25 protein-coding genes and 3 pseudogenes are annotated in these 25,574 nt (G+C 39.3%); 14 read left to right on the plus strand and 14 right to left on the minus strand.

The features are described from left to right. The first annotated feature begins 4 nt into the window (after positions 1-4). From EBF12_RS08295 to EBF12_RS08305, 3 genes are all read left to right on the plus strand, one after another. Positions 5-1,201: a PLP-dependent cysteine synthase family protein gene (locus EBF12_RS08295; protein WP_121727239.1), complete on the plus strand. Its 1,197-nt coding sequence runs from the start codon at positions 5-7 to the stop codon at positions 1,199-1,201. 263 nt (positions 1,202-1,464) lie between these two features. Continuing rightward, positions 1,465-2,262, plus strand: coding sequence for a DNA-methyltransferase (locus EBF12_RS08300; protein ID WP_121727240.1), 798 nt, complete (start codon positions 1,465-1,467; stop codon positions 2,260-2,262). Beyond that, positions 2,252-2,851: an HNH endonuclease gene (locus EBF12_RS08305; RefSeq protein WP_121727241.1), complete on the plus strand. Its 600-nt coding sequence runs from the start codon at positions 2,252-2,254 to the stop codon at positions 2,849-2,851. Before EBF12_RS08300 ends, EBF12_RS08305 begins: the two co-directional genes overlap by 11 nt. Positions 2,852-2,871: 20 nt before the next feature. On the opposite strand, the gene EBF12_RS12230 is transcribed toward EBF12_RS08305, so the two are convergent. The 14 genes and pseudogenes from EBF12_RS12230 to EBF12_RS08370 all read right to left on the minus strand — a co-directional run bounded on the left by EBF12_RS12230 (position 2,872) and on the right by EBF12_RS08370 (position 15,252). Further along, positions 2,872-3,504 (minus strand): methyl-accepting chemotaxis protein, encoded by a 633-nt coding sequence (locus EBF12_RS12230; RefSeq protein ID WP_279629427.1) that lies wholly within the window; start codon positions 3,502-3,504, stop codon positions 2,872-2,874. Next, positions 3,468-3,806, minus strand: a complete 339-nt coding sequence (locus tag EBF12_RS11955; RefSeq protein ID WP_244196468.1) for a hypothetical protein — start codon at positions 3,804-3,806, stop codon at positions 3,468-3,470. Before EBF12_RS11955 ends, EBF12_RS12230 begins: the two co-directional genes overlap by 37 nt. Positions 3,807-4,328: 522 nt before the next feature. Continuing rightward, a complete protein-coding gene (locus EBF12_RS11960) occupies positions 4,329-4,652 on the minus strand; it encodes a hypothetical protein (RefSeq protein WP_244196469.1) in 324 nt (107 codons plus the stop codon). A 123-nt stretch (positions 4,653-4,775) separates the two neighbouring features. Beyond that, complete coding sequence (locus EBF12_RS08325) at positions 4,776-5,675, minus strand: class I SAM-dependent methyltransferase (RefSeq protein WP_244196470.1); 900 nt, start codon at positions 5,673-5,675, stop codon at positions 4,776-4,778. Continuing rightward, positions 5,635-6,285, minus strand: coding sequence for a zinc-binding alcohol dehydrogenase (locus tag EBF12_RS11965; RefSeq protein ID WP_244196471.1), 651 nt, complete (start codon positions 6,283-6,285; stop codon positions 5,635-5,637). Before EBF12_RS11965 ends, EBF12_RS08325 begins: the two co-directional genes overlap by 41 nt. 51 nt (positions 6,286-6,336) lie before the next feature. Then, complete coding sequence (locus EBF12_RS08335) at positions 6,337-7,422, minus strand: DegT/DnrJ/EryC1/StrS family aminotransferase (protein WP_121727243.1); 1,086 nt, start codon at positions 7,420-7,422, stop codon at positions 6,337-6,339. Between the two features lie 12 nt (positions 7,423-7,434). After that, positions 7,435-9,252 carry a translation elongation factor 4 gene (gene lepA / locus EBF12_RS08340; protein WP_121727244.1) on the minus strand — a complete coding sequence of 606 codons (1,818 nt, stop codon included), beginning with the start codon at positions 9,250-9,252 and terminating at the stop codon, positions 7,435-7,437. Between the two features lie 64 nt (positions 9,253-9,316). After that, positions 9,317-9,967, minus strand: a complete 651-nt coding sequence (locus tag EBF12_RS08345; protein WP_121727245.1) for a class I SAM-dependent methyltransferase — start codon at positions 9,965-9,967, stop codon at positions 9,317-9,319. Then, positions 9,934-10,074 carry a hypothetical protein gene (locus EBF12_RS11145; protein ID WP_157979084.1) on the minus strand — a complete coding sequence of 47 codons (141 nt, stop codon included), beginning with the start codon at positions 10,072-10,074 and terminating at the stop codon, positions 9,934-9,936. Before EBF12_RS11145 ends, EBF12_RS08345 begins: the two co-directional genes overlap by 34 nt. Before the next feature lie 3 nt (positions 10,075-10,077). After that, complete coding sequence (locus EBF12_RS08350; RefSeq protein WP_121727246.1) at positions 10,078-10,761, minus strand: class I SAM-dependent methyltransferase; 684 nt, start codon at positions 10,759-10,761, stop codon at positions 10,078-10,080. 57 nt (positions 10,762-10,818) lie between these two features. Further along, positions 10,819-11,927, minus strand: a pseudogene (locus EBF12_RS08355) (N-acetyl sugar amidotransferase). Positions 11,928-12,000: 73 nt separating this feature from the next. Then, on the minus strand, positions 12,001-12,867 hold the full coding sequence (locus EBF12_RS08360; protein WP_121727247.1) for a TIM barrel protein: 867 nt from the start codon (positions 12,865-12,867) through the stop codon (positions 12,001-12,003). Between the two features lie 103 nt (positions 12,868-12,970). Continuing rightward, positions 12,971-13,831: a class I SAM-dependent methyltransferase gene (locus EBF12_RS08365; RefSeq protein WP_244196472.1), complete on the minus strand. Its 861-nt coding sequence runs from the start codon at positions 13,829-13,831 to the stop codon at positions 12,971-12,973. Continuing rightward, the gene (locus EBF12_RS08370; RefSeq protein ID WP_104717395.1) at positions 13,831-15,252 is read right to left on the minus strand and encodes an aminotransferase class I/II-fold pyridoxal phosphate-dependent enzyme; all 1,422 of its coding nucleotides are present in this window, start codon (positions 15,250-15,252) and stop codon (positions 13,831-13,833) included. The genes EBF12_RS08365 and EBF12_RS08370 overlap by 1 nt, the downstream gene beginning before the upstream one ends. Positions 15,253-15,469: 217 nt before the next feature. Between EBF12_RS08370 and EBF12_RS08375 the strand changes: the two genes are divergently transcribed. The 11 genes and pseudogenes from EBF12_RS08375 (at position 15,470) to EBF12_RS08420 (ending at position 25,383) form a co-directional block, all read left to right on the plus strand. Then, positions 15,470-16,516 carry a nucleotidyltransferase family protein gene (locus EBF12_RS08375; RefSeq protein ID WP_002956409.1) on the plus strand — a complete coding sequence of 349 codons (1,047 nt, stop codon included), beginning with the start codon at positions 15,470-15,472 and terminating at the stop codon, positions 16,514-16,516. Between the two features lie 18 nt (positions 16,517-16,534). Beyond that, entirely contained in the window at positions 16,535-17,080 is a 546-nt protein-coding gene (locus tag EBF12_RS08380; protein ID WP_121727248.1) for a TylF/MycF/NovP-related O-methyltransferase, read from the plus strand. Between the two features lie 182 nt (positions 17,081-17,262). Next, the gene (locus EBF12_RS08385; RefSeq protein ID WP_121727249.1) at positions 17,263-18,630 is read left to right on the plus strand and encodes a hypothetical protein; all 1,368 of its coding nucleotides are present in this window, start codon (positions 17,263-17,265) and stop codon (positions 18,628-18,630) included. Between the two features lie 20 nt (positions 18,631-18,650). Next, complete coding sequence (locus tag EBF12_RS08390; RefSeq protein WP_121727250.1) at positions 18,651-19,439, plus strand: class I SAM-dependent methyltransferase; 789 nt, start codon at positions 18,651-18,653, stop codon at positions 19,437-19,439. 100 nt (positions 19,440-19,539) lie between these two features. Beyond that, positions 19,540-20,412 carry an acylneuraminate cytidylyltransferase family protein gene (locus EBF12_RS08395; RefSeq protein WP_121727251.1) on the plus strand — a complete coding sequence of 291 codons (873 nt, stop codon included), beginning with the start codon at positions 19,540-19,542 and terminating at the stop codon, positions 20,410-20,412. Beyond that, a pseudogene (locus EBF12_RS11970) lies at positions 20,413-21,069 on the plus strand (Gfo/Idh/MocA family protein); the annotation flags it as partial. A gap of 303 nt (positions 21,070-21,372) precedes the next feature. Continuing rightward, positions 21,373-22,086 (plus strand): annotated as a pseudogene (locus EBF12_RS11975) (acylneuraminate cytidylyltransferase family protein); the annotation flags it as partial. A gap of 86 nt (positions 22,087-22,172) precedes the next feature. After that, complete coding sequence (locus tag EBF12_RS08405; protein ID WP_121727253.1) at positions 22,173-22,901, plus strand: acylneuraminate cytidylyltransferase family protein; 729 nt, start codon at positions 22,173-22,175, stop codon at positions 22,899-22,901. A 30-nt stretch (positions 22,902-22,931) separates the two neighbouring features. Continuing rightward, complete coding sequence (locus EBF12_RS08410) at positions 22,932-23,741, plus strand: SDR family NAD(P)-dependent oxidoreductase (protein WP_157979085.1); 810 nt, start codon at positions 22,932-22,934, stop codon at positions 23,739-23,741. 8 nt (positions 23,742-23,749) lie between these two features. Continuing rightward, positions 23,750-24,460, plus strand: coding sequence for an SDR family oxidoreductase (locus EBF12_RS08415; protein WP_157979086.1), 711 nt, complete (start codon positions 23,750-23,752; stop codon positions 24,458-24,460). Then, the gene (locus EBF12_RS08420; RefSeq protein ID WP_244196473.1) at positions 24,454-25,383 is read left to right on the plus strand and encodes a Gfo/Idh/MocA family oxidoreductase; all 930 of its coding nucleotides are present in this window, start codon (positions 24,454-24,456) and stop codon (positions 25,381-25,383) included. Before EBF12_RS08415 ends, EBF12_RS08420 begins: the two co-directional genes overlap by 7 nt. The last annotated feature ends 191 nt before the right edge of the window (positions 25,384-25,574 follow it).

Here is a 25,574-nt window from a genome sequence, read left to right on the forward strand (position 1 = left end):
TAGAATGCTTTTTCACTCAAGCCTTGAACTTATCGGTAATACGCCACTTGTGGAGCTATCTCGCATAAAGATTCCAAATAACAATCGCATTTTTGCTAAATTAGAATCCTATAATCCCGCCGGGGGTGTGAAAGATAGAACAGCCCTGCATATTTTGCAAAAGGCACAAAAGCAAGGCAAGCTACAAAAAGATTCTGTGGTGATAGAAGCCACAGCGGGCAATACCGGGCTAGGCATAGCCTTTGTGTGCTTGCATTTTAATATCAAGGCGATTTTAGTCGTGCCGGATAAATTTTCCATTGAAAAGCAGATTTTAATACGCTCTTTAGGGGCTGAAGTGATTAACACGCCAAAAGAGCTAGGTATGCAAGGGGCGATTGATAAAGCAAAGGAACTGCTAGATTCTACTCCACATTCTTTTAGTTTGTGCCAGTTTGAAAATCCGCTAAATCCTGAAGCACATTATCTTACTACTGCAAAAGAGATTTATGCGGATATGCGTGGAGTGCGGGATACTAATATACGAGATTTTTTGGGGGATTTATCCACAACACACGCAACAAGCAATGACAAAAAAAGTAGCCAAATTGATTTGGCAGATGAATTTTGCGATGATTTTAAGGGTTATCAAGCGAAAAACAATCTCTCAAACACAGATTCTAGCAATTCTAAGATTGTGAGTGAAAAATGTGGGAGCTCAGGAAAATCACAAGGGAGTTTATTAGACATAAATGACCGCAGGGATTTTTCGCCGCTCCCGCATTTTTCACCACAAGCTGAATTGCCCAAAACGCCAATTTTTGATTACTTTGTAGCAGGTGCTGGAAGTGGGGGCAGCTTTAGCGGCATAGCCAAATACTTAAAAGAGCAAGATTCTAGGATACAAGCTGTGCTATGTGATCCTATCGGCTCTGTGATTGGCGGAGGGGAAAAGGGCTGTGCCAATATTGAGGGCATTGGCAATAACTTTATCCCAAAAACTATGGATACAAGCCTTATAGATATGGTGCAAAAAATTAGCGATGAGCAGGCGTATCAAGGGCTTAGAATCCTAGCCAAAGAAGAAGGGATTTTGTCTGGAATCTCATCTGGGGCGTGTTTGCAAGCGTGTTTAAAACTCGCCGAGCAGGTAGAAAACTCACTTATTGTAACGCTCTTTGCCGATGATTTAAGCAGATATTTGAGTAAGAGGATTGTGTGATTTTGTTTGCATAATGGTAAAAAAGGATTCTATAAGTTTGCTATAATGGCGGATTTAATCTCAAAAAAAGAGTTACCAAAACCATCAAAATAAGAGTATAAAATGACTTTCGCACAAGAAAAAGATTTACAAAACGAAATTGCAAATAATCAAAACTTGCAAAGGGATATTTGCTCCGTGCTTGATATGGATTTTTATCAAATAAAACACTTCAATGCTATTATTAAAACAATAATTTTTAAATACCTAATAGGGCTTCAACAATGACAATACCATTACACAATACATCTTTTAGCTACAAAAACACAACACTATTTAATCACACCTGTCTTGATAAAACACTTTTACAAGAAAAATCACTTGATTTGATCATCACTTCCCCGCCCTATAATGTAGGTATTGAGTATAATTCAAACAAAGATTCCAACTCTTATGAAAGCTATTTAGAATTCTCTCAAAAATGGATAGAAAACTGCTATTTTTGGGCAAAAGATGGGGCAAGATTCTGTCTTAATATCCCACTTGACAAAAACAAAGGCGGACAACAAAGCGTAGGGGCGGATTTAACCACTTTGGCAAAGCAAATTGGCTGGAATTATCACAGCACAATCATTTGGAATGAGGGCAATATCTCACGCCGCACAGCGTGGGGAAGCTGGCTTAGTGCATCAGCCCCTTATGTTATCGCACCTGTGGAGCTTATAGTCGTGCTTTATAAAGGGGCTTGGAAGAAAAAGTATAAAGGAGAGAGTGATATAAGCAAGGAAGAGTTTATGGCTTGGACGAATGGATTATGGAGCTTTAATGGAGAGTCTAAAAAACGCATAGGACACCCAGCCCCTTTTCCCAGAGAGCTGCCGAAGCGGTGCATTAAGCTATTTTCCTATGTAGGTGATGTGGTGTTTGATCCATTTTGTGGGAGTGGCACAACAATGATAGAATCTTATCTTAACAATCGGCACTTTATAGGCATTGAACTAGATAGGGAATATTGCAAGTTAAGCAAAAAACGATTTTTAGAAACAATTCAAAAAGAAAAGGGAATTTTTGATGAAAAATAATGGCTCTCAACTTGATTTAATAATGGATTTTTTTAAGACAAATCCAAAACGAGATATTAAACACACTGGAGTGGTGGATTGGGTTGTTAAAGAATGGCAAAAACGCACAGGGAAAGTTTTTAGAGACCCAGATAGAGGTATTAGAAGTTTGCACCAAAAAGGCTATTTGCAAAAGATTGCAAAGGGAGTTTATCACTATGACCCAGATTCTATCAATTTAAGGCAAGATTTAGAGGATTTTAGTCAAGCTTTAAAAAAGCAAATTTTAGAGCGAGATAATTATAAATGTGTGATATGTGGAATGGGTAAAAAAGAAGGAGTTGAGCTTCATATAGACCATATAAAACCAAAGGATTTAGGTGGAAAAGCGGTTTTAGAAAATGGGCAAACTCTATGTAGTAGGCATAATTTTTTAAAGAAAAATCTAAAGCAAACTGAAACAGGCAAAAAGATGTTTATCCAAATGTTAGAATCTGCAAAAGATTCTGGTGAGAGTGAGCTTGTGGCATTTTTAGAAGAGGTTTTAAGCATTTATGAAAAGCATAATATCAATGGGCATATAGTGTGGAAAAAGTCAAGTGATATGTAGTCTTAGAATCTTATTTTATTCTATGTGCGAGAATCCTTGTGTCTAACAACACACAAGGCAAAGGAAGAGGTTTGTGTGCGTTCAGCCAAGTTTCTCACCTCATCAGCTACGACTGCAAAGCCCCTGCCGTGTTCCCCAGCCCTTGCTGCCTCAATTGTTGCATTTAATGCTAAAAGGTTAGTCTGGTCAGCAATCTCTGCGATAAATCTTAGAATCTTTTTAATGTCATCGCCTTGCTGCACGACTTCTTGTGCCTTACTATCAACACCCTGCATAGATTCTGTGATCTCTCTTACCGCATTTGCTGTTTCTTCTAGCGATTTGCTTTGCTTTTGTGTGCTTTCACTCATCGCCATTACAGAATCTTCTAGCTCTTTTGCCTTGAGATTAAGCGATTTTGCAAAATCAAGGCTTGTAAAAAGCATTTTGCGTATCTCTTCACCCAAATGCCCCACACCTTCATTCATCGCTTGAAGTTCGCCTTGCAAGTTCTGTGTTGTCCCATTTTCTTGCTTTTGGAAGTCATTATCTGTATATCGATTCAAAATCGCAAGCACACGCGAGACATTCTCATCAAGGAAAGTTAGCATTTCATTAAACAGCACGCCAAGCTGTGTTAATTGCGGATTATTCGCATTTGCAAATACAAACAATGTATCTGCAAATGCGAATGCCCCTGCTTGATATTCTCAACCGCTTGAAAAAAGTCTTCCAAACTCTTTGTATCCTTTAAAAGATTATGCTGAATCGTCTCTACATTTTCATTAATCGCCTCTGCCATTTCTTGAAACTCATCGCCACTGCGGAGTTTCAAAGGATTTACACTTTTTTGTTTATGATTTAAAAAGTCAAAAAATTCTAGCAAACTCTTTTTAATGCGTCTAATAGGTTTGAGTAAATATGCCAAAATCACATATAATGCCACCACAAGGACAAAGGCAAAAATCCCAAGCATAATGAAGATGGGCTTATTATTTTTACTTAGCTTATCGGCAATGCGAGATTCTGGGATAATGGAGCATAGTAGCCATTGTGTTTAGGATTCTAGCCTGCAAGTTGCGATATTAGAATCTAGCTTAAAAATTGGCGTATTGGCACTAAAGGCACTCTTTATCGCTTGAGCTAACTCATCGCTTTGCAAAATCTTACTCTCATCATTATGGCTGACATAATTGCCATTTTTGTCTATGATGATAATCTCTTGTTCGCTTGCATTCTTATCTTGTGCGTGGATATAGGCATTAAGCGATTTTAGGGCAATGTCCGCACTTGCACACCGATGAATCTGCCATTTTCAATCAGCGGAGAGGCAAAGCCAAAAACGGGGATTTTATAAGAAGCCTGAATCCACGGCTCACTTAGCACTTCATCTTTGAGTAAATTTTTGGGATTTGATACCAGCTTCGTGAGCGGGGGTCATAGCCATCTTGTGGATATTGATGTTTGCCATTGCCCCATAGCATTCTCCCGCTAGATTCTATACCGATACGATATAAGTGAGATTAAAATCCCCTGATTCTTGGATAAGGTGGAGATTTTGTGTTATTTGAGATTCATTTAAGCCACTTGCAAGGGCTTCTTTTACGAGTTTGTTAATAAGGCGTTTTTTCTCATCAATATACACATCTATGAGATTTTCTAATTGCGTTACTTGCTTTTCTTGCGTCTCATACTCAATAAGTGTAATAGTCTTTTGTGCGTTAAAATACACAAAACATGCCAAAATGTTAAAACTCACAAGCACCATTAAAGTCGTGCTAATAGATACCTTTGCATTGATTCCTAATCTTAGTTTCGCCATTCATTACATCTTTGCCATAAGATATTCCAACATAGGCTAATCATATACACAAAACATAAAAACAAACTTTTCATATACTCTCTCATTTTTAATGTATTTTTACACATTCTTTATATTTTTTTGTCATTTTTGCTTTTCATACACATAAAAATCACAAAATGAACTCTCATTTGGCTTGTTTATATCATAAGGATAGGCATTTGGTATCATTGTCTTAAACTTCCACTCTACTGCATTTTTTTGCACCCAACTACTAAACTGCCTATGTCGCACATGTTGAGTGTGGGGCTGGTCCTTGTTTGATGAATAGATGATTACAAATTTTTGTGCGTGTGTAAAGAGATTACGCATATAAGATTTAAAATTTTCATCATCTACAAGATGATACATCACATCTAACGATAAGCCAAGCTCTGCACTACTAGGATTTTCTAAAAAATCACTCACTTCATAAAATGCCCTGCTTTTATCATTAGCAAATCGCCTTTTTACACTCTCAATCACACAAGGCGATACATCAAGCCCTATGTATTGCGGATATTGTGCCAAGGAGAGCTGATTGCCATCGCCACAGCCCCACTCTATCACGCTTTGAATCTTATGCTTTTTTACAAAGTCATTTATCACTTTTGCCTTAAAAATTGCCAATCTTCCATAGCTTCCAGCCCCAGACGCACCAAGCCTTTGTGAATCTTCATGGGATTTATAGCGTATTTCCCAATACTCATTACTATCAAAAATCACCCTTTGCTTCAAAATGGGATAAAACTTCAATAAATTTTGAATCTGCCAATCATTCCGCCACTTCGCATTTTCTATCCACAATGCACCACTTTTAGCAACATCAACAAAGCTTGATTGCATTTTGAGATTATCTCTCACCACATTGATTTTTGTCCCATTTAGAACCGCCATTGCCCAAAACCATAAATCATCGCCATATGGGCAAAGCTCCATAAAAATCTCTTCTTTTAGCACATCATTATGCAGACAATGGGGGGGGGGGATAGAGTATGCCTCCAACACCTGTTGGGAGATTTAAAAACGAAGCTACACTTTGCTTATATGAAACATCAAGATTCCATTTAAGATAGGGCAGAATCTTACCATATTTATCAAACACAATGCGGTGAGCGCGGTGAGCATGGATACAATGCGGATTCTGCTTATATGCGTCATAAAGTTTAAAGAGCCAATCCTTTGCATACAGAGCATCATCATCGGCACTTACCAAAACACAATCACCAAACTCTTTAATAGCATAAATAAGCTTTTTGTAAGACTTGATATTGCCCTTGACCCAAACTATCTCTAACCCACATTGCCTAAAATCTAAAACTTCTTTAGGCAAGTCCGCCAATAACCCAACAAACTCATCTTGTGAAAGCCACAAAATCACCCTATGCGGCTTAAAATCCTGTGTAAATAATGTAAAAAGCGTATAGTGTAATGTGGAGATTCTAGCCGGATATGAAGTGAGCGTTACTACAACTTGCGGGAATTTCTTTGTAGAATCTTGATATGCTAAATATGGATTTTTGGGATTTATAGCATTTTTGGCATTGCACAAAAACTCTGCAATCTCTCTATCAAGCCTTGCTTGAAGTTCATCTTGTTTATGCTGATTTTTCAACTTTTGCCCTTCACAATAGCACCATATCAGCCTTTTTGCAAATACTCTTATCTAAAAGGCATTCACCACTCGCACAACCTCTTGCGCCTGCTCTCTACTCATCACTGGACTAATTGGCAAAGATAATACTTCCCTATGAATCTTTTCAGTAATCGGCAAGGAAAGATGATTATATTCCTTATAGGCTTCTTGCTTATGCGGTGGGATAGGATAATGGATAATTGTCTCAATCCCATTCTCCTTTAAATACGCTTGGAATCTCTCCCGCTCCTCACAACGCACGACAAATAAATGCCACGCGTGTCCTTCTTCACTCACACATTCGGGCAAAATAATCTTTTTATTTGTGATATTTTCGCGATAAAACTTCGCCACTGCCCTGCGAGATTCATTATCAGAATCTAAGTGTTTTAGCTTTATTTCTAGAAATGCTGCTTGAAGCTCATCAAGGCGAGAGTTTAGCCCCTTGTAGAGATTGACATACTTTTTATGTGAGCCATAATTCCCTAACGCTCGCACTCTCTCCGCCACATCTTTATGCTTTGTGATAACCGCTCCACCATCGCCTAATGCCCCTAGATTCTTCCCCGGGAAAAATGAGAATCCAGCCACATCGCCAAGTGTGCCAACCCTTTTACCCTGATATATCGCTCCGTGGGCTTGTGCGCAATCCTCTATAATGGCAAGATTATGTTTTTGTGCCAACTCCCACACTTTTTGCATTTCCACAACCTGCCCATACAAATGCACGACTAAAATCGCCTTTGTGCGAGGCGTTATGGCAGATTCTATTTTCTCTACATCAATATTATAGGTTTGCAAATTCGGCTCAACAAAGATGGGCTTACAACCATTATCAGAGACTGCTAAAATGGAGGCGATATAGGTATTTGCCGGGACGATTATCTCATCATTTTCACCAAAGCCTAGTGCCTTTATGCCTAGCCGCAGTGCATCTAGCCCATTACCACAACCTATGCAATGACTTGCTCCACAATACTCAGCAAACGCCTTTTCAAAGGACTTGCTTTTTTCGCCCAAAATATACCAGCCAGATTCTAGCACTTTTTTCATCGTAGATTCTAGCTCGTCTTTAAAACGCGAATTTATTGTCTTTACATCAAGAAATGGGATCATTGTATAACTCCTTTATCCATCAATTTTTAACACAGCTAAAAACGCTTCTTGTGGTAGCTCAACCTTGCCGATAGCCTTCATACGCTTTTTACCCTCTTTTTGCTTCTCTAGCAGTTTTCTTTTACGCGTTATATCCCCGCCATAGCACTTTGCCGTTACATTCTTACCCATTGATTTAATCGTCTCACGCGCAATAATCTTATTGCCTACACTAGCTTGAATCGCCACTTCAAAAAGTTGCCGTGGGACAATCTCTTTCATAGATTCTACTAATGCTCTGCCTTTTTCATAGCTTTTTGACTTATCTACAATGATTGACAACGCATCTACAACTTCCCCTGCCACGCGTATATCAAGCCGCACCAAATCGCCATCTCTAGACTCAATAGGCTCATAGTCAAAGCTCGCATAACCCTTTGTGCAAGACTTTAGCTTATCATAAAAATCCATAACAATCTCATTACTTGGCAACGCATACACAAGCATTACACGGCTTTGCGTGAGATAATCCATCTTTTCTTGAATCCCGCGGCGACTTGAAAGCAGTGTGATGATATTCCCCAAATACTCGCTAGGTGTGATGATACTCGCTCTCACATACGGCTCTTTTATAAATTCTATCTTTTGCACTTCGGGTAATTCACTAGGATTTTGCACCGCTACCATACTGCCATCGGTGAGATAGACTTCATACACAACCGTGGGCGCTGTTGCAATGAGACTTAGCCCAAACTCCCGCTCCAAACGCTCCTTTACGACCTCCATATGCAAAAGCCCTAAAAAACCAACGCGGAATCCAAAGCCCAATGCCACACTCGTTTCCGGCTCAAAGCTTAAAGCAGAATCGTTAAGCTTAAGCTTATTGAGTGCATCGCGTAACTCTTCAAACTTATCTGTTTCAATGGGATAGATTCCAGCAAATACAAAGGGCTTTGCCGGGCGAAATCCCTCCACTGGCTCTTGTGTGGGATTCTTCGCATCTGTAATCGTATCGCCAACTGCCATATCTGTAAGGCTTTTTAACCCAAGCGAGAGAATGCCAATCTCACCACAAGCAATACTCTGAATTGGAATCTTCTGCACTGGGTGGGGATAATACAATGCCAAAACCTCATACTTTTTCCCGCTACTCATCACCTGCACTTCCTGCCCTACTCTAAGCTCCCCATTCACAAGTCGCACGAGTGCTAATGCACCAAGATAATTATCAAACCAAGAATCATAGATTAAAGCCTTTGTAGGAGCGTCTTTATCACCTTGTGGAGCGGGAATTTTTTCAATAATGGATTCTATAAGCTCCTTAATGCCCTCTCCACTTTTTGCACTCACTTTCAAAGCCTCCGTGCAGTCAAGCCCTATGGTAGATTCTATATCTTCAGCCACTTTAAGCGGGTCAGCAGCAGGCAGGTCAATCTTATTAATCACAGGTAGAATCTCAAGATTATTTTCCATAGCAATATAAACATTTGCAATGGTTTGTGCCTCCACACCCTGACTTGCATCAACTACAAGCAACGCTCCCTCACACGAGCTAAGAGAGCGTGAAACCTCGTAGCTAAAATCCACATGTCCGGGCGTGTCAATGAGATTTAAAATATAGGTTTGTCCTTTGTATGGGTAGCTAAGACGCACAGATTGTGCCTTGATGGTGATACCTCGCTCTTTTTCAATATCCATCGTATCCATAATTTGTGCGGTCATCTCTCGCTCACTCACCGCCCCACATTCTTGAATCAGCCTATCAGCAAGGGTAGATTTACCGTGATCAATGTGGGCGATGATAGAAAAATTACGAATATATTGCTGCCCTGAAGCATTTCGTGCGTTCATTTTGTGCCTTTGTGTAGAATCTAAGGCGTGATTGTATCACACTCAAGGCACTTTGTCTATACAACTAACCCTTATGCCTTATCTCAAGCAGAGAAAAATAATGCACAAGTCCTAGTCCGTTGATAATAGCCCTTTTGCCATCTTCAAGCCTTATTGTCCAAGAACGCAAATAATCATCATCTCTCCTAGGCAAATCAATACCTATTTCAAAGTCATTGTGAAACACTCCCTCAAAGCCAAGCTTTTCACATAATTGCAATGCTGTTTGCCTACTATGCATATTCCAGCCAGATTCTAAATGCTCACTCCCAACAGCACGGGCTTTGATAAACACATCGTGTGGATAAGGATTAAAAATACCCATAATAAATCCTCTACCTCCATTTGCAATCATTTTAGTAAAGTTTCTCAAAGGTTGTTCAAGGTCATCAAAAATACTTAATACACCATTGCAAAACACTAAATCAAATGTTTGATTTGGAAACCCTTCTCCACTTACTATATCTCCTTGCCATAATGTGGGAACAGGCTTATTGCGTGATTGAAAATCTGCCCTTGTCTTTTCAAGCAGACTTGGCAAAATATCAATGCCAAAAAGCTGAGATTCAGGGAAAATCTCGCTCAAGTAGTAGAGAAAATCCCCATTAGAACAACCAATATCTAAAATACTTTTAGGGGAATTTATAGAGGAAAGCTTTTTAGTTGCCCCCCCCAAGATTCTAGCACTACATTTGCTATGTATTTGAAGCTTTCTTTGACATTATCCTTATGACTTTCACTCGCATAAAACTCATCGTGAGTTCGCTTTATCTCTGCTGACATTTTTTACTCCTTTTTTCCAATAAACATATAATGATGTGAATTCCCCTCGTATGTAGGTGGCTCATACAGATTTATCAAGTACTCACCAATATACAAAGACTTAAAAGGAGTAAAGATATTCTTTAGCTCACTTTCATCATTCACAAACCTAATGTAAGTCCGCTCATTTAGCCTACCACTCAAAGTCACCTCACTCAATCCATTGTCAAACTCCTTTGTAATGTGTTTAGTATAACCATTTTTTCTGCCCATCATCGTAAAAAAGCAGATTCCACCTTTTCTAGTCATAGAGTATAGCTCATCAACCTGCCGCCTTAAGTTTGCATTATCTAAGTAATACAAGCTTTGATTAGCAAAAACCACATCAAATTGAGTATCAAATAAGTTAGCCACACTTTGATTTGGCTCTATAAGCTTTGCCCTTTCACCCATAATACTTTGAGCTTGGGATATTGCCTCTTTGATAATATCCACGCCATACACTTCAAAGCCCTTACTTTGAAAATACTCAGCGTGTGTGCCATTCCCACAACCAAAGTCAAATACTTTCCCAGAAGTCAGTCCTAGCTCATATTTTAAAATCCGCTCATAAAAGCGTATGATATGCCCTTCAGGGTATCTAACACCATAGCCCTTTGCATATTTATCCTCATAAGCTGCTTGAGAGGTTACCCCCCCCCCCCGCACATAAAGTGCTAGGCATTACTTTATTGTTTTCCACAATTTGCTCCTTTTGTTTGTTTTTTAAGATTCCCATACAGGGTTTTTTAACACCCAACGCCCAAAGCTATCTTTTGTGAAAATATCACGATTGTAGAATCCATCTAAAATCTTCCAAAACTCACTCTCTCTATATCCCGTGAATTTGCAAAAATCTTCTACAACCCTAAGATCCAAATCGTGATCGTGCTTTTTAACAAGTTCTATAGCTTCGTCCCTACTCATCATTCCATAACGAATAAAACGAGAAGTCATATCTGTTGCACAGGCGTGTCCAAATTTAGGATATTTCATCCAATGATGCACATGCAACCCAATAGAATCTACCTGATCAAAACTTTCCACACTCATTGTTCTGTCCCATTCGCCTCTTAGATCGTGAAGGCCTCTGGATTTGGCAAAAATATAATGTGAATATGAATTCCAAGGAATAAAATAAGAAAGATAAATAGGATCAAGCTTTTCTAGTTCTGACTGGGGGGGGGGAGAATAAAACCAAAATCTTGTTTTTTGATATTATCATCAATCAACTGTGTGGCAATATCACCAACAGCACTATCTTGCAAAAGATTTTTAGCGCTATAAGTTTCCTTGGCACCAAAGCCACCATATTCATAACTCATATTTTCTGCATAAACAAGCAGCGAAATATTAAACCGTAACGCCATATGAACAGGATATGTCCCAATGAGCTGTTCCACCAACCACATTGGTTTTCCATACTTCTCGAATGTTTTCCGAGTTATCAATTTATTCAATCTTCTATCAAGATTAAAACGAATAAGATGGCAACCAAACTCCTCGGACAGGTTAAGCAAATTATGTTTTCCAGCCTCGGTAACAGACAAGTTGTCATCAACAAACAATAAAAGTGGATTCATACCCATTTTTTCTCTCATCACATGGACTAACATATACGAATCTTTCCCACCACTCACAGCAATCGCACAATCCCAAGAATCTCCATTACACCCACGATACTTATCGCATAGCTTTTTAAGCTCCTCAAATCGTGCTTCATAATCCACTTGCTGTTTGCGTTCGTGATTTCTACAAGCCACGCACACGCCATCACTATCAAATGTAATACCCGGACGCGTATCAGGCATTACACACTTTTTGCAATACTTCATTTGCACTCCTTTAAAATTAAGATAGGCAAAAATTATATCACACTTTGCGTTTTTTTTGTTAAAAATTGCTCAACTACCCAAATATTGCCTTAGCTACTTCATAGCTTTTTCTAAGAGAATCTAAGCCACTATACACTTCTAATGTATAAATTTTTTGACTATGATGAAAAGAGGCAAGGATAGGTAAAAATTCACTTTGCATACTTATAGCCTTATTTTCATCACTTAAACTATTATTATCGCTCAAATGGATATAATCTGCCACTTCAGCACACCCCAATAACTCGTTTATAAAATCCCTGCCCATTGTATTGGCACTCACTTTCAAATGCCCCACATCAAGTAATAATTTACAATCAATAGAATCTTGAAGTTTAAGCAAATCCTCCAAGCAAAGTAGCATAGCCAAATCCCAAGTGCCATACTTGTTGGCATACGCAGTAGAAATAACATTATTTTCAATATACAGGGTAATTCCAAGCCTTTTGGCACTACTATCTAATAGCTTATAGCCCTTGATAAACTGCTCTATTGCCTTGTCTTTATCATAGATTCTATGCTTATGCCCTAGATGCGAAACACCTAGCTCATTTGAAGCAAGTGGTAAAAAGAATCCCGCGTGAAAGCCAAAATGAGTACTTCCAAGCTTATGACTATATTCCAAAGCTGTATGCAAATGCTCCAACGAACGCTCAAACACAGCAGAATCCAAACTCGCAAGATTAATGACAAAATCACCATTTTTAGGCGGGGGAAAATAATTATGACACGCAAATTGCAAATTATATTTTTCTTTCAATTCCAGTAAATCTTCTAGAATTTGCGGATAATACTCACTACCACCAGAAAGCTCAATACAGCCAAATCCACTCTCTGCAAGTGTTTTTACACTTTGCTTAATGTATTGAGCCTTGATACAAGAACTTGATACATAAATCATCTTTTACCCCTTTACTCTTACTCCAAATCAAACATAAGCCTTCCCCTCAAAAAATAAACAAACATAAATCAAGATTCACTCGTAAAAATATTCAATACAGATTCTACTCCGCACTAAGCAACGCAAAAAGCGTATCACTCGCTCCAAGAGATGCTAAAGTCTGCTCATACGCACACTTGAGTAACTCATTATCCAAAAACTCACCCCACACCTTATGCCCAGCTGGTTTATTGTGGGAGAGCCAGTAGAGATGATTTGAAAGAGAGTATCTCTGCACACATTTAATAAACTCCACTTTCAATCCTGCTAATTTAGCCAACTTCTCAAGTGTATGAGGCGTAAATAAATACAAATGCGCACTCCAATATGTAAAATCAGCAAACGCCTCACTCTTATAGATTCTAAGCAGAGCGTCATTCGCATTTGGCACTTCAAGGATAATCTTGCCACCTTTTTTCAAGTGTCGTTTAAAAGTCTTAAGGAACTCAATGGGATTTGCTAAATGCTCCAAACAATGAAAACTTGTAATCACATCAAAATGCTTATGAGAATCCTCTATATTTGTATAGAGTGGAATCTGCTCTTTTTCATATATAGGGGCTACTTGAGATTCTAGCTCCACACCACATACAGAATCTGTCACTTCTTTTGCCAAAGTCAAAAATCCCCCATATCCACTTCCAAAGTCGCAAATATCCTTACAAGCAATCATATTTTTCACAAATTCATATCTCCTTTTTGCATCTTCATCATTAGCAGCTAGGTTGCCCCCCCCGACAAGCATTTGTATGCGTTCATCGTGCATTTTGCCTTCTTTATAAAACGCTTCATTCGTCTTATGTGAATCCAAATACACAAGCCCACATTCCAAGCATTCCCATACGCCAATGCTCTTATCATCACGCACACCATTATGAATCCTGCTCCTTTTATCACTTCCGCATAAGTAACAACTCTGTATCATCAAAACTCCTTTAAAATTGATTGAATGCTTGAGCTAATATCCTCAAGGCTTCTTAGCGATTCATAAGTTGGCAAATTAAAGCCAAGTTTAGAAATCTTATGTGCTACCGGTGTGGGCTTTGCATATTTTGCATACAGGGGCATATCACTTAATGGATAGAAAAAATTTCGTGAATCAATACCATTTTTCTTTAACTCCTGTATAAACGCATCTTTATTCTCACCGCGAAATAAAAAACTCGCCAACCAAGTGATTTTCTTTCGTTTTGGCAAATGAGCTTGAGGGATAATCAATGAGCCTAGAATCTGCTTATACTGCTCCTCATATCGTGTGCGATGATATAAAATCTCATCAATGCGTTCAAGCTGTGCTAGCCCTAGTGCGGCTTGAATATTTGTCATACGATAATTAAAGCCAACTTCGCTATGCCAATATCGCTTGTGCTTATCCATTCCGTGATCACGCAAGATTCTCATTTTCTCACTCAACGCCTTGTCATTACACACGCACATTCCACCTTCCCCTGTGGTAATGACCTTATTCCCAAAAAATGAAAAGCACCCCACATCGCCAAAGCTCCCCACCTTTTTGTCATTAAACTCCGCTCCGTGAGCCTCTGCACAATCCTCAATCACATAAAGTTTATACTTTTTAGCACGATTCATAATCGCTTCCATATCGCATACTTGCCCATATAAATGTACAGGGATAATTGCCCTTGTTTTTGGCGTAATAGCAGACTCTATGGCTTGTGGAGAAATACACCAAGAATCTTCCTCAATATCTACAATTACAGGCGTAGCACCAGCCAACAAAACAGCATTAATCGTAGCAGCAAAAGTCAAATCAGGCACGATAACTTCATCGCCTTGCTTAATTCCAAGAGAATGGAGTGCTAAGTGCAAAGCCACCGTGCCATTAAACACACTCACCCCCTGTCCCACTCCACAATATGAAGCAAATGCCTCCTCAAACTGCGTAATATAACGCCCACTACTTGAAATCCACGAACTAAGAAAGGCATCTAAGAGATAATTTAGCTCATTGCCGTGCAAACTCGGTGTTGCCACAGGATAGAATCTTTTTTTACTTGAATAATAATCCACCAAAATATGCGATGTATCCACAATGGGAATGAGCCTAAACTCCGCTAATTTCGCATTATCAATCACATCATTTTGTAGCGTGTAATAATATTCTTTTTGTATAATGGATTTAGCAGGACTTTGCAGACTTAAGCCCTTAAGCAATCCCCTGCGTATATCCCCATCGCTTATCACACCTTGTAACTTCATAGCAGAATCCACCACAAACGCAACGCCCATTGTATTTTGATTGATACAAGACATTGCCGTAAAAATACTCGCCTCATAATCAATGCAAAACTCGCTCAATCCTAAACTTCCCACTTTACTATTCAACTATTTCTCCTTGAGAGCATTGGCAAGTTATGAAAAGTCAAATTTTCATAACTAAATATGAAGTTTGTTTGCGATAGACAAGGCATTTTTTCTTAAGATAAATTCAGTTTGTTTTTGCTAGAATGTGCCTCCAAAACCTAAAAATAGGCATTGTGTTAGTTATGAAAATTTGACTTTTCGTATCTTAATTTCACTCTTAAGGACATATTCAAAAACTATGCAAAACATCAAACAATTATCCGTTTTTTTAGACACAAGCATTCAAGATGCGCTAAAGATTTTTGGCACTTATGATGGTGTAAGACTACTTGTTGTCAATGATAGAAATGGCAAGTTTTTAGGTATTTTGACTGACCCAGATATACGCAGGGGATTGCTTAAGGGTTTAAGTCTGCAAAGCCCTGTGGAATCTATTATGCAAAAGTCCCCCATTACCGCAAGTATCAAAGATTCTAAACAAAAGCTTATTGGGCTTTCAGCACGATATAATATTTATGAGATTCCGCTTTTAGATGAGAATGGCAAAATCGTGCGGATAGAATCCATTGCTTCCTTGCTAAGAACGCCAATTTTTGATAATCCCATTGTGATTATGGCGGGGGGCTTGGGGAAGCGTCTTAGACCTTTGACAGATTCTATCCCAAAGCCTATGCTTAAAGTCGGCTCAAAGCCGATTTTACAAATCATTTTAGAGCGATTTAAGGCTCAAGGCTTTAGTAATATTATTCTTTGTGTGAATTACAAATCACATATCATTGAAGATTTTTTTGGCGATGGTAGCAAGTTTGGGCTATCAATCCGCTATGTCAAAGAGGAAAAAGCCCTAGGCACAGCCGGGGCATTAAGCCTGATTGACAACATAGGAGAAAAGCCGTTTTTTGTGATGAATGGCGATATTTTAAGCGATATAAGCTTTCAAGCAATGCTAGAGTTTCATAATGAGCGTGGCTCACACGCTACAATGGGTGTGAGAGAGTATAGCTATCAAGTGCCTTATGGTGTAGTAGAATGCGAGGAGAGCAAGATTCTTAACATCATAGAAAAGCCCACGCAAAGTTTCCTTGTGAGTGCGGGAATCTATGTGCTAGAGCCGCAGATTCTGCCCCTTATCCCCAAGGATTGCTTTTTTGATATGCCTAGCTTATTTAATCTTATTTTTAGCCAAGCACACTATAATTCCCACTCGTATTTAATCACTGACTATTGGATTGACATCGGTCGCCACGAGGAATACGAAAGAGCTAATAGCGAATACACAACATAAACCCAAAGGAGTTTTTTTATGAGCACGAATTACCGACAAGATGACTACTACTTCCACGAAAACGAATACTATAAACAAGTTGATGCTTTTAGATTTGGCAAACTTCTCTCACACTATGAGATATACAAAAAAACCATAGGGATTCCGGGCGATATAGTGGAGTGTGGAATCTTTAGAGGTAAGTCGTTTTTCCAAATGGCTGGATTTAGAGATGTGGTGGAGAATCCTTACTCAAGAAAGCTGATTGGCTTTGATATTTTTGGTATGTTCCCACCTACAAACTTTGAAGAGGATAAGCAGATTCTACAAGACTTTATTGATGCTTCTGGTGGGGAGAGTATAAGTATAGATGAAATGCACACTGCCTTAAAGGCTAAAGATGTGAAAAACTATGAGCTTGTCAAAGGCGATATCAATCAAACCGTGCCGCAATACTGCAAAGACCACCCCGAGCTTAGAATCTCGCTCCTGCATATTGATGTTGATGTGTATGAGCCTTGCGTTACGATTTTGGAAAATCTTTATGAGCGAGTAACGGGGGGGGGGGATAATAATGCTAGATGATTATCCTTGTTTTCCGGGTGAAGAAAAGGCGGTGGAAAATTTTATTAAAGGGAAAAATATCCAGTTACAAAAGCTTCCCTTTGCTCACGCCCCATCTTTTTTTGTAAAGCCTTTGTGATTTATCACGGGCTTGAAATATGACTTAGATTCACATTTTGTATTTTGATTTTTAGGGAGTTGTTATGAAAAAACCAATCGTATATGTCGTGCATTGCATAGATACAGAAGGACCACTCTATCAAAGCACACAGGCTATTTGTGAGCTACTTCAAAGCACTTTTAAGATTAAAGTAAGCTCACAAGATGAGATTTTAGCATTACAAAAAGGCGATTTTTCACATTTAGCTGGGGGGGGGGCAACACTAGATTCTAAAGCAAAAGAAGCCATACAAACTTTTTTAGACCCTCATCTTTTACATTCACACGGCTCTTGGGAGCAAATTGATGTTATGTTAGAATCTATTACTGCTCCGGCATTTCGCAATGCCCTGCTAGATTCTTTTGGTGGAGGCTGGATATATAATTGGTTTTGTATGGACCACACGGGATTTGATGGCTACAATCCACGCAGACGCGATGCAGGCTATCACAACATATTTGATCATTATGCGGGGTTAAAAAGTGTTACAGATTATGATCATTTAAGCTTTCATTATCACCCTCTGCCTTTCATAGCCGATTATCACGCTAGTGGCACACGATTTTGGGGAAGTAATATTACTGAGATTCTCTCTCGCAGATTGATTGATAGACACTTTTTTCCCTCTACTTTCCGCCCCGGATTCCACACAGAGCGACCTGATAGCCATTTTTTCTTAGAGCAATGGATACCCTTTGATTATGCCAATCAATCTACAAAGGGCTTAGATACTAATCAGCCCGATTGTGGCGATGGACGCTTTGGCGATTGGAGACGAGCTACAACAGAATGGGAAGTCTATCACCCAAGCCACGATGACTATCAAGTCAAAGGATCGTGCAGGCGCTACATAGCACGATGTCTTAATATGTATGCGAGGCTTCGCTGTATTACACAAGATGATGTTAATGATGCATTTCAAAGGGCGGCAAAAACAAATGAAGATGTAATTTTGGCATTTGATTGCCACGATTACCGCGATATGAGCTTTGAAGTCAATCTCTTACGCGGTATGATTAAAAACGCTTCCCTTGCCTACCCGCAGGTGCATTTCAAGTATGAAAAAGCCGATGTAGCAATGAGAGCTGTCCTAAAGCTTGATAAAAAGCCGCTGAATCTGCGTTTAGAATATGACTTTTCACACAATAAGCTTCATATACAAACAGATTCTAATATCTTTGGTCCCCAGCCATTCCTTGCCATAAAAACAACGCAAGGGCAATACTATCACGACAACTTTGACTTCTACAAGCCATATCATTGGACATATAGTTTTGATAGAAACACAATCCCCCCACAAGCAATAGAAAAAATAGGCGTAGCAAGCAACACAAATGCCGGTGTAACGGAACTCATCGTGTGGGATAAAGCCACAAACACACAGAGCAAAACCACACTCAATAATGCATAATCTCACCTAAAGGATAAACGATGAACGAGCAAGACAGACAAGCTTATTGGGATAATTACATTAACTATTGGCTTAAACGCGTTGAAGATTCAAATACTAACACCAACAACGAAGACAAAATGGCTGATGATTCTGTAATGGAAGGCTATATCGCCCTCCTAACAGATTCTCTTAAAAATGAACGGGGGGGGGGGCAATACACGATTTTAGACTATGGCTGCGGTTTTGGTAGGTCATATCCATATTTTGAAAAGCTCAACTGCTTGTATTATGGCTGCGACATCGCACAATCCTGCATTGACTATATGCTTTCACACTATCCCAACGCACAAGCCCAAAAACTTCTCCCAAATGATTCTATCCCCTTTGAAAAGCAAAAATTTGATGGTATATTTTGCTATGGCGTGTTTGATGCGTGTTTTCAGCATATCACAATTTTTGAGATTCTATCCCGTCTTAAAACCGGCGGTATAGCCCTTATCACAGGCAAAAATAACAATTATTTAGAATCCGATGAAATGGCACTTGTAGCAGAGATTGGCGCAAGGAAAAATAAGCACCCAAACTACTTTACAGACACTCCTTCGCTTTTAAATGAGCTACAAAAACGCAAGGTTAAAATCCTGCAATCCCGCTTTTTCTTGGAGAGAAAAGATGGTGCGACTGATACCTACACGACAACTATGCCAGAACGATTTTATACCTATGCTCTTTTACTACAAGTCCAAGAGAATAGCATTTTAGAGCCTTTTGCACCTTTTAGCCACACACATAGCAAAACCTTTGAGCTAAAAAATAAACATTTATAATTCTTTGCTATAATCCGCCCCTGTTTTACAAAGGATTTATAGATTTTACAAGGGGTGGCAACTCTCGCTTAGAATCTTAAGCTAGAGATAGCAATTTTATATGGCAACACTTACACTAGCACATTCTCATTCTCGCTTTCTCTCCATTATCCCAGCAAGGAGTGGGAGTAAGGGATTGCCTGATAAAAATATCAAGCTTTTATGTGGGAAACCACTTTTAGCGTGGAGTATAGAATCTGCTTTAGATTCTGCTTATATTGATGAAGTGGTAGTAAGCACAGATTCTAATGTGTATGCAGATATTGCTAAGTCTTATGGAGCTAATGTTCCTTTTTTAAGACCTGAATCTTTAAGTAGTGATACTACTACGACTTTTGATGTATTAGAGCATTGTATTAGATTCTATAAAGAATCTTTGGGAAAGACTTACGATTATGTGGTGTTGCTTCAGCCCACTAGCCCCTTGAGACAAACTTGGCATATAGATGAAGCGTGTGAAAAAATTATCACAAAAGAGGTAGATTCTCTTATCTCTGTGTGTAAATGCGAACACCCACCATTATGGAGCAACACCCTGCCAGAAAATGAAAATATGAATGATTTTATTCCTAAGTCTGTGCGAGAGATACGCTCCCAAGACTTGCCACAATACTACCGCCTAAATGGCACGATTTTCATCGCTAAAACTGAATCCCTACTTGCAAACAAAAGTTTTCTCACGCCCCAAACCATTGCCTATAAAATGGACAATCTCTACTCAAGCGACATAGATTCTGCCCTTGATTTTGCATTTGCTGAGTTTTTGGCTTCACATATAAGAGAGAATATTAACGGGGGGGGGGGCAATACACAACTAAAGCCAAAAATTCTTTATATTCTCCCCACGCCTTTTATCACAGCATTATCACACCGCACATTTTTATCCACCCTAGAGATAGACTCACCAAAAGCAGTCTCAATGGAGGCAGCCTAAATGTCGCTTAAGATTCTTATTATCGGCTATGGCTCCATTGGCAAACGCCACGCACAAGTTTTGCAAGAGTATTTTACAAACATAGACATAACACTCATTAGCTCGCAAAATCTCCCTAACGCCCACCCTAGCTTAGAATCTCTACCAAACCTCCACGCTTTTGATTATTATATTATCAGTTCTCCCACCGCCCATCATTTGGCTCATCTTAGCTATCTAGATTCTAAAACGCAGGGTAAAAAAATCTTTGTTGAAAAGCCCCTGTTTGAATCTGCCCACAGCTTTACCCAAAGTGGTAAAAATCTCATTGTTGTGGGATTTTGCCTAAGACTTCATCCGCTCTTATGGCAGGTTAAAACAATCTTGCAAAACTTTACACCCTATGCGGTAGAAGTCTCGTGTGGCTCATACCTCCCATTATGGCGTAAAGATGTGGATTATCGCAAGGTATATAGTGCGCATAAGGCACAAGGCGGGGGTGTGCTGCTTGATTTGAGCCACGAGCTTGACTATATACAATGGCTTTTTGGGGATTTTGATGATGAAAGTCTCGTGGGCTTTAATGGCAAAATTTCAGAGCTTGAAATCTCAAGTGATGATACGCTTATGCTTGTTGGTAAAACCAAGCAAAATACGCTTATCCAGCTCAACCTTGACTACTTTAGCAAAAATCCAAAACGATTAATGAGAATCCACACGCCAAGCCAAAGCATAGAGCTTGATTTACTTGCTAACTCACTTACCATTACCGACACGCAGGGAAAGAGTGAAAGCTCATATATCACATTTGAACGCAATGAACTTTTTGCAGCTATGCACCAAAGCGTGCTACGCTCAACGAACTTTTTGCACAATGCAATACCACAAAGTCTTTTGCACCCACTCAAATCTCAAGTAGAGATTCTCCCAACCTTAGCTGAATCTCTACCATTAATGCAAACTCTTACAAGGATAAAAAATATGAAACCACATCAAAAAATTCTTTGTGTTATCGGTGCTAGAGGTGGAAGCAAAGGTGTGAAAAATAAAAATATCACGCCCATTGCCGGAAAGCCCCTTATCGCTTATACTATTCTCCAAGCCCTGCAAAGCAGTCTCTTTACACATATTGTGCTTAGCACAGATTCTGAAGAAATAGCCAAAGTTGGCAAAGAATGGGGTGCGGAGGTCTTTTTCTTACGAGATAAAGAGTTAGCAAGTGATACTGCTGGTAAGCTCCCTGCTATACGCGATGCACTTTTAAGAAGTGAAGAGCATTTTCAAACGCATTATGATGTTGTATTTGACCTTGATGCGACAAGTCCTTTGCGGCTTGTGAGCGACATTACACAAGCTTATGAGCAGTTTGTCCGTGATGATAATGATATTTTAATCACCGCCGCACCGGCACGAAAAAGCCCATATTTTAATCTTGTAGAAATCTTTGAAGAAAATGGAAAGGCACGAGTAGATTTAAGCAAACGCCCTACCCAGCCTATTTTACGCCGACAAGATTCACCAAAATGCTATGATATGAATGCGAGTATTTATATTTGGAAGCGTGAGGCACTGCTCAAAAATCCAAGTGTTTTTACGGCAAATACCGGGCTTTTTGTAATGCCAGAATCTAGAAGCGTAGATATTGACACGCCACTTGATTTCGAATTTGTAGAATTTATGCTAAATAAGGCAAACAAGTTAAATCTAACGGGGGGGGGGGATAGAGTAAATATTTTTGCGCGAGATATAATCTCCCATATAGCCTCCATAAAGGAGGCTATATGATAAAAAATCTCGCTATTATCCCCGCACGAGGCGGAAGCAAAGGTATTATAGGTAAAAATATCAAGCCCATCTGTGGCAAACCTCTCATTGCTCACACGATTGATTTTATAAAACAAATCCCTGCTTTTGACAAAATCATTGTATCCACTGATGATTCTCATATCAAACGCGTAAGCCTTGAATATGGTGCAGAAGTTATTGATCGCCCAAAAGAGTTAGCCACAGATACTGCCTTGGCTATGGATTCTATCCGCCACGCTGTGCAAGAGCTAGAATCTAGCGGGGAAACAATAGAGTATATCTATATACTTGAGGCAACTTCGCCCTTGCGTAGAAAAAGTGATATTGTGCAATGTATGGAGATTCTAAGAAATGGTGATGAGAGTGGGGAGTATGATAGTATCGCTACTCTTATGCCATCACACATATCGCCCGGACGAATGTTTCAAATCAATAACAACACCATAAGCCCTTATATTGAAGGCTCTGTGGCGTGGATGCCTCGCCAATCCCAACCAAAAGCCTATCAATGTGATGGGATTCTCTATGGCTTTAGCAATGCCGTTCTTCAAAAGGAAAAAGATTCTAAATCCGCCTTTTTAGGCAAAACCTACCCCTATATCACGCCCTATGAATGCCTTGATATTGATACACTCTTTGAATTTGTCATTATTGAAAAGCTCCTTGAAATGGGTTATCCAGAAAAGCCTTTATCAAGCCTTTAGAGTGAGAAATCTACAATGAAAAGGAATGCAATGAAAAAACCTTATCTTTTAATCACTGGGGCAAGTAGTGGCGTGGGCAATGCTCTTGCACATTATTTTTCCCAAAGATTCCATATCCTAGCCCTAGCAAGACGCAAGAAAAAAATGCAAGAATCCTTTGGCAATAACGCCAATGTAGAGATTATAGAATCTAACCTTGCTTCACTTACAGACCTAAAGCACACACTAGATTCTATTACACAACGCTACAATGAAGTGCTATATATCATTAATTGTGCAGGGACAAACAAGCCTCAAGCTCCACTAGAATCGCTTGATATGCAAAGCCTAGAGTATGCTATCACACTCAATGCAAAAGCCCCTATGATGATTATCAACCACTTTTTGCCCATAATGAAAAAACGCAACTTTGGCAGAATTATCAATGTAACAAGTGGCGCTCCGCTCAATTGTGCGGAAAACTTTGGCATATATAGTGGGAGCAAAGCCCTGCTTAACACCCTAAGTGTAACTTTAAGCAAGGAACTCAAAGATACAAATATTAAGCTTAATCTCCTATCCCCCGGACCTGTGCGTTCAGAAATGAGCCCTAATGCGACTTTAGAGCCAAACATCTGCTTTGATATGGTGGATTATCTATTAAATGTAGGTAAATCTGCCATTGGCGGAGGATTTTATTGGATTCAGTGGAAGGTGCCACTATTCCCTGATTTGGAGGGAGTAGATTGGCTTAATGGCGTGGGCAACCACAAATTAGAAAGGATTTTAGATGAAAACACTCAAGGAATTAGCAAACCTCAAGGGCAAAACAGCTCTAATTACAGCGGGGGGGGTATCTAGGAATGTCTATGAGCGAATGTGTAGCTGAACTTGGTGCGAATGTTATTGTAGCTAGTCGTAATAAAACAAAATGCCAAGAGAGTGCAAAATATTTGCAAGATACTTTTGGTATTAAAGCCATAGGCGAAGTGGTGGATATTACAGATACTAAAAGTATAGAATCTCTAGCAAATACCATAGAGCAGGAGTTTGGAGAGCTTGATATTCTTATAAGTAATGCCGCTCAAAGAAAGAAAAATACCTTAGAAAGCATAGATAAAGAGGATTGGCTTTTTGATATGGAGCATTGCCTAAATGGCGTGTTTTATCTCATTAAAACCTTTATGCCCCTACTTAAACAAAGCAAAGGTTGCGTTATCAATATCGCCTCTATGTATGGACATATAGCACCTGATTACAGAATCTACAATCGCGACTGCTACACAAACCCGCCAAGTTATGGTGCAGCAAAAGCTGGAGTCATACAATTTAGTAAATATCTTGCAAGTTTTTTAAGCCCCTATGGCATTAGGGTTAATAGCATAAGCCCCGGAGCGTTTCCTTATGGATTCACAAATGATGATGAGGAGTTTATGCAAAATCTTTCAAGCAAGGCTATGCTTAATCGCATAGGTGAGCCTGATGACTTAAAGGGGGCTATTATGCTTCTTGCAAGTGATTTGGGCAAATTTATCACCGCACAAAATATCTGTGTTGATGGAGGTTGGAAAGAATGGTGAAAAAAATCAATCTAGGTTTAATCGGCTTAAGCGAGGGCAATGGACACCCCTACTCTTTTTCCGCCATTATCAATGGCTATGACAAACAAGCGATGGAAAAAAGTGATTGGAGTGTGATTTATAACTATCTTTTAAAATGCGACAAACAGGACTTTCTTAACCGCGATGATGTGGCTATCACTCATCTTTACACGCAAGATTCACAAATAAGTGAAAACCTAGCCGCTGCTTGCAAGATTCCACATATTACACACTCACTTGAGGAGCTAGCTTTATCCCCTATTGATGGGGTGATTCTCGCTCGTGATGATTGGCAAAACCACAAAGAAATGGCAAAGCCATTTTTGCAATCTCATAAATTTGTTTTTATTGATAAGCCTTTAAGCCTTGATACACACGATTTATCTTACTTTGTGCCATTTTTAGAATCTAAAAAGCTAATGTCTTGCTCAGGTATGCGATATGCTAGAGAGCTAGATTCTGTGCGGAAAGCGGTGCGAGAAGATGGAGAGTCTATTCTCTTTATTGAAGCGAGTATTGGCAGTGCTTGGGATAGGTATTTTATCCATTTGATAGATGCGATTATGGGGCTTACACCCTTTAGGGCTAGACATATTGAAGTGATGAAGCTAGATTTTTGTGTAAGCACTTTGATACAGACTAAAGACTTCATTATTCAACTCAATAATATCAACGCCTCTTTTCAGCCCTGCACCCTTGCTATCACAACAGATAAAAATCGCTACACCATTACGCTAAGCGATAATTTCAGTGCCTTTAGACGCACAATGGGACATTTTGTAGAATTCATACGCGGCGAGTCTTTTGACTATCAAAGCACCTTAGAAGCAATGAGAATCTTAGCTCAAGTCAAAGCAAAGCTTGAAAAAGTAGATATTTTAACGGGGGGGGGGATAGACTAAATTCCTTCTCCCATATCTCTTTTGCCTCTGCCTTTTTTAATCCTACCTCTTTTGCCATAGATTCGAGAATTCATCTTTACGCCCCTGTTGCTAACCTCTATCGTGCGGAGGTTTCCTAATGTATCAAGGATATACATTTTTAGCCATTATTCCCGCACGGAGTGGAAGTAAGGGATTGCCTGATAAAAATA

Source organism: Helicobacter labetoulli (assembly GCF_003670275.1).
Taxonomy (GTDB): Bacteria; Campylobacterota; Campylobacteria; order Campylobacterales; family Helicobacteraceae; genus Helicobacter_C; species Helicobacter_C labetoulli.

Coding starts and splice junctions, on each gene's coding strand:
- EBF12_RS08295 (WP_121727239.1), top strand. CDS start 5: ATGCTTTTTCACTCAAGCCTTGAACTTATCGGTAATACGCCACTTGTG.
- EBF12_RS08300 (WP_121727240.1), top strand. CDS start 1,465: ATGACAATACCATTACACAATACATCTTTTAGCTACAAAAACACAACA.
- EBF12_RS08305 (WP_121727241.1), top strand. CDS start 2,252: ATGAAAAATAATGGCTCTCAACTTGATTTAATAATGGATTTTTTTAAG.
- EBF12_RS11955 (WP_244196468.1), bottom strand. CDS start 3,806: ATGCTTGGGATTTTTGCCTTTGTCCTTGTGGTGGCATTATATGTGATT.
- EBF12_RS11960 (WP_244196469.1), bottom strand. CDS start 4,652: ATGGCGAAACTAAGATTAGGAATCAATGCAAAGGTATCTATTAGCACG.
- EBF12_RS08335 (WP_121727243.1), bottom strand. CDS start 7,422: ATGATCCCATTTCTTGATGTAAAGACAATAAATTCGCGTTTTAAAGAC.
- lepA (WP_121727244.1), bottom strand. CDS start 9,252: ATGAACGCACGAAATGCTTCAGGGCAGCAATATATTCGTAATTTTTCT.
- EBF12_RS11145 (WP_157979084.1), bottom strand. CDS start 10,074: ATGTCAGCAGAGATAAAGCGAACTCACGATGAGTTTTATGCGAGTGAA.
- EBF12_RS08360 (WP_121727247.1), bottom strand. CDS start 12,867: ATGATTTATGTATCAAGTTCTTGTATCAAGGCTCAATACATTAAGCAA.
- EBF12_RS08365 (WP_244196472.1), bottom strand. CDS start 13,831: ATGATACAGAGTTGTTACTTATGCGGAAGTGATAAAAGGAGCAGGATT.
- EBF12_RS08375 (WP_002956409.1), top strand. CDS start 15,470: ATGCAAAACATCAAACAATTATCCGTTTTTTTAGACACAAGCATTCAA.
- EBF12_RS08380 (WP_121727248.1), top strand. CDS start 16,535: ATGAGCACGAATTACCGACAAGATGACTACTACTTCCACGAAAACGAA.
- EBF12_RS08385 (WP_121727249.1), top strand. CDS start 17,263: ATGAAAAAACCAATCGTATATGTCGTGCATTGCATAGATACAGAAGGA.
- EBF12_RS08390 (WP_121727250.1), top strand. CDS start 18,651: ATGAACGAGCAAGACAGACAAGCTTATTGGGATAATTACATTAACTAT.
- EBF12_RS08395 (WP_121727251.1), top strand. CDS start 19,540: ATGGCAACACTTACACTAGCACATTCTCATTCTCGCTTTCTCTCCATT.
- EBF12_RS08405 (WP_121727253.1), top strand. CDS start 22,173: ATGATAAAAAATCTCGCTATTATCCCCGCACGAGGCGGAAGCAAAGGT.
- EBF12_RS08410 (WP_157979085.1), top strand. CDS start 22,932: ATGAAAAAACCTTATCTTTTAATCACTGGGGCAAGTAGTGGCGTGGGC.
- EBF12_RS08415 (WP_157979086.1), top strand. CDS start 23,750: ATGAGCGAATGTGTAGCTGAACTTGGTGCGAATGTTATTGTAGCTAGT.
- EBF12_RS08420 (WP_244196473.1), top strand. CDS start 24,454: ATGGTGAAAAAAATCAATCTAGGTTTAATCGGCTTAAGCGAGGGCAAT.